Annotated in this window: 5 protein-coding genes and 1 rRNA gene; 1 reads left to right on the top strand and 5 read right to left on the bottom strand. The window is 71.1% G+C overall.

The features are described from left to right. A 5S ribosomal RNA gene (gene rrf, locus NMK44_RS42945) occupies positions 1-67 on the top strand; the annotation flags it as partial. 147 nt (positions 68-214) lie between these two features. Here rrf and NMK44_RS34745 read toward each other — a convergent pair. The 5 genes from NMK44_RS34745 to NMK44_RS34725 all read right to left on the bottom strand — a co-directional run bounded on the left by NMK44_RS34745 (position 215) and on the right by NMK44_RS34725 (position 7,187). After that, complete coding sequence (locus NMK44_RS34745) at positions 215-1,906, bottom strand: type IV secretory system conjugative DNA transfer family protein (protein WP_254750687.1); 1,692 nt, start codon at positions 1,904-1,906, stop codon at positions 215-217. A 1-nt stretch (position 1,907) separates the two neighbouring features. Beyond that, a complete protein-coding gene (locus tag NMK44_RS34740; RefSeq protein WP_302888980.1) occupies positions 1,908-3,311 on the bottom strand; it encodes an ATP-binding protein in 1,404 nt (467 codons plus the stop codon). A gap of 75 nt (positions 3,312-3,386) precedes the next feature. Then, positions 3,387-4,952 carry an SCO6880 family protein gene (locus NMK44_RS34735; protein ID WP_254750683.1) on the bottom strand — a complete coding sequence of 522 codons (1,566 nt, stop codon included), beginning with the start codon at positions 4,950-4,952 and terminating at the stop codon, positions 3,387-3,389. Next, complete coding sequence (locus NMK44_RS34730) at positions 4,949-6,307, bottom strand: hypothetical protein (protein WP_254750681.1); 1,359 nt, start codon at positions 6,305-6,307, stop codon at positions 4,949-4,951. The genes NMK44_RS34735 and NMK44_RS34730 overlap by 4 nt, the downstream gene beginning before the upstream one ends. After that, on the bottom strand, positions 6,297-7,187 hold the full coding sequence (locus NMK44_RS34725) for a DUF8175 domain-containg protein (protein ID WP_254750679.1): 891 nt from the start codon (positions 7,185-7,187) through the stop codon (positions 6,297-6,299). Before NMK44_RS34725 ends, NMK44_RS34730 begins: the two co-directional genes overlap by 11 nt. Between the last annotated feature and the right edge of the window lie 65 nt (positions 7,188-7,252).

The following is a 7,252-nucleotide window of genomic DNA, read 5'->3' as shown; positions in this document are numbered from 1 at the left end:
AGCTAAGCCTTTCAGCGCCGATGGTACTGCAGGGGGGACCCTGTGGGAGAGTAGGACGCCGCCGAACAATTTTTAGCCTCGGTCCCGGACATTCAATGTCCGGGACCGAGGCATTTTTGCGTTCAGGGACATTCTCCTTCCCTGGCCACGGGCGCATGCGCACCGCGCGGGCGGTACACCACCCATGGCAGGTGCTCGTGCGGCTGGCGGGCCGTCAGTCCTGGTCCTGAGCCGCCAGGGTGCGGTGCGGCCAGCGAGCCCGTGCCTGTTCCTGCGAGCGCATCAGCGCCAGGGTGGGCATCCCCTGGGCCGCTCCCTGGGCCAGCAGATCGGGCAGGGCCGGGAGAGGGGCCACAGCAGCCACATCGTCCAGGACGAGGGTGAGTGGTGGGTCGAGCCGACCGGAGGATGACCGTTCGGCCATGCGCCGGCCGTGCTCGACCACGTGCGAGGCGAGTGCGGTCAGCAGGGGCATCGCACCCGGATGGGTCCGCGGATCCTCAATGGATTCGCCCATCACATAGAGCGTTCCCCCTTCGCCCACGAATGACTCCAGCGCGAGGGAATCGGCACGGCCCGGATTGCACGCGTCCCGGATATGGATCGAGGACAGTGCGCCGAGCGCCCGGGCCGTCAGTTCCTGGGCCAGGTCCCGCCGTTCGGGATGAGCGGTGAGCGTCGCCTCCAGCTCGCCCGCGGTACCGCCCGCCGCCTTGGGGTTCGTCCGCAGGATCCGTACGGGCTCGTGTGCGGAGTTGCCCTGGGCCCAGCGGTGCACCTGGCGGAAGGGACGGCCGTCCACCGCTGCGGCGTGCAGCCAGCAGCGCAGCAGTGTCTCCGCGGCCTCCGCCATGGGCTTGTCCATGGCGTGCGCGGGGCGTACGGGCGCGAGGAGCGCTGCGGCGCGTGCGGCCGCGATGTCACGGGACCCGCAGTCCGACGCCGGGTTCCAGCGCAGCCGGGCGGGGGTGTCGAGGAGATGGGACGGATCGAAGACATGGGTGGGGCCGAACCTGCTCCGGGCGTCCTTTGTCGCGGACCAGAGCGCGGCGTCGCTGGTGACCACCAGGACCGGGCCGGCCGCCTCCAGGACGGCTTCGGCGGCCGATGTACCGCGCTGGGCGCCGTAGAGGACACGGGACCGGGTCAGTTCGCCACCGGAGAGCGTGGCGCTCACCGGGTCGGCGGGCGCATGCGGTGCGGCAGCGGTGGCCGGGGCGGACGTCGCGGATCCGGGCGCGGTGTCGGCGGCGGCGACCGTGGGGGCCACGTCGGAGGGCGGGGGGCCGCCGGGGCCCGGAACCGTCGGGGCGCTCGCGGTGGCCACCGGCGGGGGCGTCGCCTCCGCACGGGGGGTGCCGTAGCCCGCCGTTTCGATGCCGGACGCGTTCGCCGGGTACGTTCCACCGGGGGCCTGAGCGGACGGGGCCGGCCCGGCGGCGCCGTTGACCGTTCCCCGCCGCTTCGCGTCGGTGTCCGCCTGTGCCTCGGCCGCCGCCTGGATCGCCTCGGCACGGCGTCTGGCGCGGACCGCGCGGTAGCGGGTCAGCGTGCCGACCGTGAAGACCGTCAGCACGATCAGCACCATCAGCTCGCTGATGAAGAGACCCCAGAAGAGTCCGTAGCCGGACAGTTGGGCCTTGGGGGTGTCGGGCCAGGCCGCCGCGAGGTTGTGCGGCTCCTCGACCAGATGGCGCAGAGCCAGCGGTGTGCGCATGAAGGCCAGGCCGTCCGGCCAGGCGCCGTGCGCGAAGAGCCCGGCCAGGCCGGTCGCGGACCACACCAGACAGGTCAGGCCCAGCAGGAAAGCCATGATGCCGATCAGCAGCCCGTCCGGAATACCGCGCTCCGGGCCGGGAGGTCTCCCGTGTTCCGCGGGTCCGCCGCGGTTCAGCCCCGCTGTCATCTCATGCCACCGTGGATCCGTACGACGGTCCGCCGTATGCCTCCGCCTCCGCTGCCTCGACCGCCGCGGCGGCCCGTTCCTCGGCTTCCGCCTCGGCCGCCATCTGGACGGCCAGCCCGTCCTCCGTCATCGCCCGGTCGGTGTAGACGAGGGGGCGTTCGGCCTCGGTGATCAGGTGTTTGACGACCTGTACGTTGCCGTTGACGTCCCAGACCGCGATACCGGGGGAGAGCGTCGGAATGATTTCCACCGCCCAGCGCGGCAGACCGAGCACCCGGCCGGTGGCTCGTGCCTCGTCGGCCTTCTGGGCGTAGATGGTCCGGGTGGACGCCATCTTGAGGATCGCCGCGGCTTCCCGCGCGGCCGCTCCGTCGACCACGTCGGAGAGGTGGTGGACCACGGCGACGAAGGACAGACCGAGCCGGCGGCCGAACTTCAGCAGCCGCTGGAAGAGCTGGGCGACGAAGGGCGAGTTGATGATGTGCCACGCCTCTTCGACCAGGAAGATGCGCTTCTTGCGGTCCGGCCGGATCCAGGTGTGCTCCAGCCACACGCCCACGATGGCCATGAGGATCGGCATCGCGATCGAGTTGCGGTCGATATGGGACAGGTCGAAGACGATGAGGGGCGCGTCGAGGTCGATCCCGGCCGTGGTCGGTCCGTCGAACATGCCGCGGAGGTCACCGTCGACCAGCCGGTCCAGTACGAGGGCGACGTCCAGGCCCCAGGCCCGTACATCGTCTATGTCGACGTTCATCGCCTCGGCGGACTCGGCCTCGGGGTGCCGGAGCTGCTCGACGATGTCGGTGAGCACCGGCTGACGGTCGACGATGGTCTCGTTGACGTAGGCGTGCGCGACCTTGAGGGCGAACCCGGAGCGCTCGTCGAGCCCGTGGCCCATCGCGACCTCGATGATGGTGCGGAGCAGGGCGAGCTGACCGGTGGTGGTGATGGACGGGTCCAGCGGGTTGAGCCGGATACCGCCGTCGAGGGCCGCCATCGGGTCGAGCCGGATGGGCGTTATACCGAGCTCCTGGGCGATGAGGTTCCACTCGCCCACGCCGTCCTCGCCCTGGGCGTCCAGCACCACGACCTGGCGGTCGCGGAAGCGCAGCTGGCGCAGGACGTAGGTCTTCTCCAGGGCCGACTTGCCGTTTCCGGATTCGCCGAGCACCAGCCAGTGCGGGGCGGGCAGCTGCTGTCCGTAGAGCTGGAAGGGGTCGTAGATATAGCCCTTCCCGGAGTACACCTCACGCCCGATGATGACGCCGGAGTCACCGAGGCCGGGTGCCGCGGTGGGGAGGTAGACGGCCTGTGCCTGTCCGGTGGAGGTGCGGACGGGCAGCCGTGTCGTCTCCACCTTTCCGAACAGGAAGCTGGTGAACGCTTCGGTGAGAGCGCTCATCGGATCGGCCACGGCGGAGCCCCTATCTCCTTGTCGTCCCAGTCGTCTCTGTCTGCTCTACCGGCTCGGCCGGCGCTAGCGGCGGATGCCGGTCGCGAACGGCAGCGTGTTCACAAAGGCCCGGTGGTGCTCACGGTCGCACCACTCCAGCTTGAGATAGCTCTTCCCCGCCGAGGCCCGGATGGTCCGCTTGTCACGCGCGAGTGCCTCCGGTGAGCGGGAGGAGACGGTGATGTAACCGACGAGGTTGACGCCCGCGGCGCCGCTGGCGAGGTCTTCGCCGCGCTGGTCCAGCCGGCCGTGCGCAGCGATGTCACGGGGGTCGACGGTGCGGTTCATCTTGGCGGCGCGGCTGGCCTCGGCCTCGTCGTTGGTCTTCTCGGTGAGCATCCGCTCGATGGCGATCTCGGTGGGCTCCAGGTCCATACAGACCGCGACCGTACGGATGACGTCGGGGGTGTGGACGAGGAGCGGGGCGAGGAAGTTGACCCCGACGGGCGTCATGGGCCACTCCTTGACCCACGCCGTGGCGTGGCACCAGGGCTCGCGGGTGCTGGACTCGCGGGTCTTGGCCTGGAGGTAGGTGGGCTCCATCGCGTCCAGCTCGGCGGGCCAGGCGTTCCGCTTGGTCATGGCCTGGATGTGGTCGATGGGGTGGTCCGGGTCGTACATCGAGTGGACCAGCGAGGCCAGGCGGCCCTGTCCGAGGGGCTGGCGGACGCGGATGTCGGCCTCGGCGAGCCGGGCGCAGATGTCGGTCAGCTCGCGGGCCATGACGACGGCCAGGCCCGCGTCCTTGTCCAGGCGGCGGCCGCCGGAGCTGTGGCGGGTGGCGCGGGCGATGGCCTGGGCCTCGGCGGCCAGGTCGCGGGTGTAGTGCATACAGGCGACCAGATAGGCCCGGTGCTGCTCGGAGGAGGTCGAGACCATGGACTGGAGCTGGTCGTAGGAGTCCTTGAGCCAGTGGGGCGCGGCGCGGTCGCCGCGCCGCTCGACGTCCTTGGCGTGGGCGTCGGGGTCGGCGGGGAGGGTGCGGGCCAGCATCTGCAGGCGCGTCACGAAGCCGTCGCCGTTGGCCACGTGCTTGAGCAGGGTGCCGAACCGGTCGACGAGGGCCTCCTGGTCCTCGCTGTCGCGCAGACCGACGCCGGGGCCCTCGATCTCGATGGCGGCGGTGACGGTGCGGCGGTCGGCGTGCAGCAGCACGGCGATCTCGTCGGGGCCGAAGGGGGCGGCGAGCCAGCTGATCCGGCCGATGCCGGGGGGCGGGCCGACCTCGATCTCACGGCCGTCGAACCGGGTGCCCGCCTCGGCGGCGGAGGAGCGGTAGCCGGTGGCGCCCTTGCGGACGGCACGCTTGAAGGAGCGGTTGATCTCGAACCACCGGTAGAAGGTACGGCCGTTGTACGGCACGTACACGGCGGCGAGGGCGAGGGTGGGGAAGCCGACCAGGGCGACGATGCGCAGGCTGAGCACCGGCACCAGCAGCCCGCACATCATGCCGATGAACGCGCCCCCGATGATCAGCGCGATCTCGCCGGTCTCGCGGTTCTTGCCGACGATCGCGTTGGGGCGGGCGCGGCCGATCAGATAGGTGCGTCGGGTCGCGTGGACGGGATGGGCCTGGGCGTCGAGCGTCACCGCCGGTCACCTCCCGGGGTGTTGCCGGAGCTGCGGTTCGGGGTGCGGGGGGCGCTGCCGCGGCTGCCGCCGGGGTGGCCGGTGCGGCTGGCGGCGGAGCCTCCGCCGCCACCGCTGCCGCCGGGAGTGCCGCCTCCCCCGCCGCCTCCGCTGGAGCGGGTGCTGTGGGCGGCCACACCGCCGGAGACGGGGTTGGCGGGCTTGCTCGGCGCGGAGCCGCCGCCTCCGCCGTCGCCCCCGCCGCGGGCGCTGTGGGTGTTGATGCCCTGCTTCACCAGGGCGGCGGGGGAACTGATGATGGCGGCGGCCTGGCGCGAGGCCGGGTCGGCGCTGGCGCTGCGGGCCTTGACGATCTCGTCGCCGAAGCCGGGCACGAAGCGGTAGATCATCGCGCTGGCGAAGATGGCGAGGATGATGATGGAGAGTCCGGAGACGACGGCCGAGAAGGCGTCGGGTTCATCACCGGAGGTGGAGAGCGCCCCGGCGAGGGCGAGGACCGTGACGACGACCGGCTTGACCAGGATCACGGCGATCATGATCCCGGCCCAGCGGCGGACGTGGCCCCACATGTTCTTGTCGACCAGGCCGGAGTAGACGGCGGTGCCGAGCAGCGCGCCGACGTAGAGCAGGGCGGCGCGGATGACCAGCTCGAGGCAGAGGACGCCGGCGGCGAGGATCGTCACCAGGGACACGACGATGAGCATGATGGGGCCGCCGCCGATGTCCTCGTCCTTCTTGAGGGCTTCGGCGAACGACCCGAAGAAGGCGTCGTTGTCCGCACCGGTGCCGGAGGCGATGGCCTCGGTGACGGCGTCGGTGGCGGTGACGACGGTATAGAGGATGAGCGGGGTGAAGGCGGAGGCCAGGACCGTCAGCCAGAGGAAACCTATGGCCTCGGAGAGCGCCTCGCCGAGCGGGGCGCCGCGGATGGCGCGCTTGGCGACGGCGAGCAGCCAGAGGATGAGGGTGAGGACGGTCGAGGCGGCGAAGACGACGGCGTACTGGCGGAGGAAGGCCTCGTTGGTGAAGTCGACGTTGGCCGTCGCGTTGACCAGTTTGGAGAGCTTGCCGACGAGCCAGGCGGCGGCGTCGGCGCAGCCGCGCGCGAGGGAGGCGGCGGGGTCCAGGGGGTTGGAGGGGTCGGGGGGGCCGCCGGAGCCGCCTCCGCCACCGGCGTTCTTCTTCTCGCAGTTCTCCTTCATCGTCCCGTGGAGGAAGCTGCAGTCCTCCTTGGTGGGACTCGGGGTGGGGGAAGGAGCGGCCGCGGCACGGGTGGCCAGCAGAACGGCGGTTGTCTGAAGAGCCGCCAGAATGCCCGTGAGCGTCAGAGTGCGGCGGCGCGAACTAGCGGGCATAGGTGAACCCTCCGTACTGCTCGACTGCCTTGGCGATCTCGTCGGCGCTGGATGCGGCGCGGTCACTGTTGATCGGGGCAGGTCCGTCCTTCTGGGAGAAACTCTCCGCTCTCCAGTCGCCGCCCACCCACCGCAGCTTCAGCGTCATGGTGAACCAGTCGTTGGTGACCGGGGTCTTCGAACCCTCACCGGCCGTACCGAACACTCCGGTGCACCAGACCTCGACCGTCGCGGCGGTGGTCGCGAACTTGCTGACCTTGGTGCCGATGGGGGCGCTGCGCGAGACATACGTCATCCCCTCGGGCGCCTCGCCATCCGCGTTCAGGCCGATCTTCTCCAACGATGCGATCGAGTACGCCTTGTCCAGCTTCCTCTGGAGCTCGGAGGCCCGCCCGCTGGTGAAGATCTCCGGCACCAGCTCATGCCGCGCGTCCCGCTTCAGCATGTCCGCCGATGTCAGCGCCACCGCGTAGTTCGCCGCCGCACTCTGCGCCCCCTGTTCCGTCTTGGGGAAGCCGGAGGCGATGCCCGTCACGCTGTTCTTGCCTTCGACCGGGCGCTCGCCGGACGGTGCGGTGGGCCGGCTCTCGGAGCTGGTGCCGTTGGAGCCGCCGCCGTCGGAGTCGTCGTCCTTGCCGCCGCCGCGGTTGACGAAGGCGATGGCTGCCAGGAGCAGGACGACGACGCCGACCACGGTGATCAGGTTGCGGCTGGGCTTGGCCGTGCGGCCGGCGCCGCGGCGGGGCGGGCCGTAGGGGTCGCCGTCGCCCTCGGGCAGGCGGGTGCGCGTGAGGTGGTCGCCGGAGGCCGCGCCGCGGGGGCGGCCCGTGTCATGGCCGTCGTAGTCGCCGCCGTATCCGTCGTCGCCGCCGAGACTCATCGTGCGTACGCCCCTTCAACCGTGCCAAGCCTGCCGCCGACCGGATCGCGTCTGCCGCCCGTACC

It is taken from the genome of Streptomyces cucumeris (assembly GCF_024295805.1).
GTDB classification, from domain to species: domain Bacteria; phylum Actinomycetota; class Actinomycetes; order Streptomycetales; family Streptomycetaceae; genus Streptomyces; species Streptomyces cucumeris.
The sequence above is the reverse complement of the archived record's forward strand: the minus strand, read 5'-3'. Positions and strand labels throughout refer to the sequence as shown.

What these genes read in the sequence shown, in the direction of transcription:
- NMK44_RS34745 (WP_254750687.1), bottom strand. Translation starts at nt 1,906, where the DNA reads ATGACAGCGGGGCTGAACCGCGGCGGACCCGCGGAACACGGGAGACCT.
- NMK44_RS34740 (WP_302888980.1), bottom strand. Translation starts at nt 3,311, where the DNA reads ATGAGCGCTCTCACCGAAGCGTTCACCAGCTTCCTGTTCGGAAAGGTG.
- NMK44_RS34730 (WP_254750681.1), bottom strand. Translation starts at nt 6,307, where the DNA reads ATGCCCGCTAGTTCGCGCCGCCGCACTCTGACGCTCACGGGCATTCTG.
- NMK44_RS34725 (WP_254750679.1), bottom strand. Translation starts at nt 7,187, where the DNA reads ATGAGTCTCGGCGGCGACGACGGATACGGCGGCGACTACGACGGCCAT.